At 53.6% G+C, this 1,992-nt stretch carries 2 protein-coding genes; both read left to right on the forward strand.

Annotated elements, in window-relative coordinates:
* Positions 1–355: DUF4013 domain-containing protein (locus tag SV253_01090; GenBank protein ID MDY6774680.1), on the forward strand; the 355-nt coding region annotated here is incomplete at its 5' end.
* Between the two features lie 61 nt (positions 356–416).
* A complete protein-coding gene (purB, locus tag SV253_01095; GenBank protein ID MDY6774681.1) occupies positions 417–1,748 on the forward strand; it encodes an adenylosuccinate lyase in 1,332 nt (443 codons plus the stop codon).
* Positions 1,749–1,992: the final 244 nt, after the last annotated feature.

Below are 1,992 nucleotides of genomic sequence, written 5' to 3' on the forward strand. Positions count from 1 at the left end.
TCTCCTTTACATTAGTGGCTTAATCCAACGCAGTCTAGTGATTCACCAGAGCCTTGTATTCTGGTACATACTCCCTGCCGCACTCACCAACTTCTCGAAGTCGGGTAAGATAGGAGATGCATTCGACGTCGATACTATCAAGGCTGTCGTCTCTACGGGAGAGTACGCCATGGCATGGGTTTTCGGACTTGTGATGGCACTCGTGGGAGGATTTATCTCCGGAATCCTGGGTATCATACCCATACTCGGACAGATTGCGGGTGTCTTCGTTGTCTTCTACTTCGCTGTCGTCGCCAACCGCCTCTACGCACAGGGATACATCGACGCCCTCGAAGGCACCGGGACTAGAATATAAATAATAGTATAGCACAGCAGCATAACACAGTCCTTTTCTCGGTCTCGGAGTAATCTCGTCCATGGCAGTCCATCCGATAGACTACAGATACGGAACCGAAGAGATGAGATCGGTCTGGGACGAGGAGAACAAGTTAGAGAAGATGGTCGAGGTCGAGGTCGCTCTCGCGCGCGCCGAGGAGGAGACGGGTGATATACCCGAGGGTGCCGCCGACGATATACGGGAAGCCGCCAACGACGTTACACTTGATCGCGTCAAGGAGATTGAGGCGGAGATCCACCACGACGTCATGGCTGTCGTACGTGCGATAGAGGAGAACTGTTCCGATGACTACGGCGAGTACATACATTTCGGGGCGACCTCGAACGACATAATAGACACAGCTGACGCTCTCCGGTTAGAGGAGGCGTGTGACCTCATAGAGGAGAAGCTACTCGACCTCCGTGACGCTCTCGTTGAGAAGGCGGACGAACACAAGGAGACCGTCTGTGCGGGACGGACACACGGGCAGATAGGAGTACCCACGACTTGGGGTCACAAGTTCGCTATCTGGGCGTCGGAGACCGACAGACATCTCGACCGTCTCGACGAACTCAGGGAACGTCTCTTGGTCGGACAGATGAGCGGTGCTGTGGGTACTCAGGCATCTTTCGGCGACAACGCGCGCGAGATATCCCGTAGGACGATGGAGAACCTCGGATTAGACGAGGCGGAGATCTCGAACCAGATAATACAGCGCGACAGACACTCCGAGTACGTCTTCTTCCTCGCCAACGTCGCGACGACGCTCGACAAGATAGGCATAAACATACGTAACATGCAGAGAACCGAGATAGGCGAGGTCGAGGAGGGATTCGGAGAGAAACAGGTCGGATCGTCGACTATGCCCCACAAACGCAACCCCATAAAGAGCGAACAGATCTGTGGGCTAGCGCGCGTCGTACGTGAGTCGGTCAACACAGAGCTCAGGAACAACACCCTATGGGAGGAGCGTGACCTCACCAACTCGTCGACTGAGAGGATTACGTTCACAGAGACGAGTGTAGTCGCCGACCATCTCCTAGCGCGCGCCACTGACGTCATCGAGAACCTCGGGTTCCACGACGATGAGATACGTCAGAATCTCGGCATCTTCGACGGAGCCAACATGGCTGAGGCGGTCATGATGGAGCTAGCGAGAATGGGAATGGGACGTCAGAAGGCACATGAGAGGGTGAGACAGGCGGCTATGAGGGTACACGACGAGGAGATAGACATGGAAGAAGCGGTACTCGACGACGACGAGATAGCTGAGTACCTCGACCCCGACGAGGTCGAGACTCTTCTCAATCCTGACGACTACATAGGAACCGCAGTCGAGCGCGTCGAGGAGGTAGTCGAGAGACTGAGTTAAGCTTCAAAGTTAAAGAGCTTACTGTTATTCGACTAACTACGGGACTCCGTCGTGTCGTTGCCGCCACCAGACATCCTCCGCTTCGCTGTCGCTCCGAGCTTATGGGAAGCCCGTCTGTGTCTAATATTACAGATAAACGAACAATGAACAAGCATTTATGACGATGTGTCTGTAATTCGGAGACGCAATATATAGGGAATGAAGAAATTTTTTACCATGTAAATGATTATGCTTACTCATGGGA

It is taken from the genome of Candidatus Afararchaeum irisae (assembly GCA_034190545.1).
GTDB lineage: Archaea > Halobacteriota > Halobacteria > Halobacteriales > Afararchaeaceae > Afararchaeum > Afararchaeum irisae.

Coding starts and splice junctions, on each gene's coding strand:
- purB (MDY6774681.1), top strand. CDS start 417: ATGGCAGTCCATCCGATAGACTACAGATACGGAACCGAAGAGATGAGA.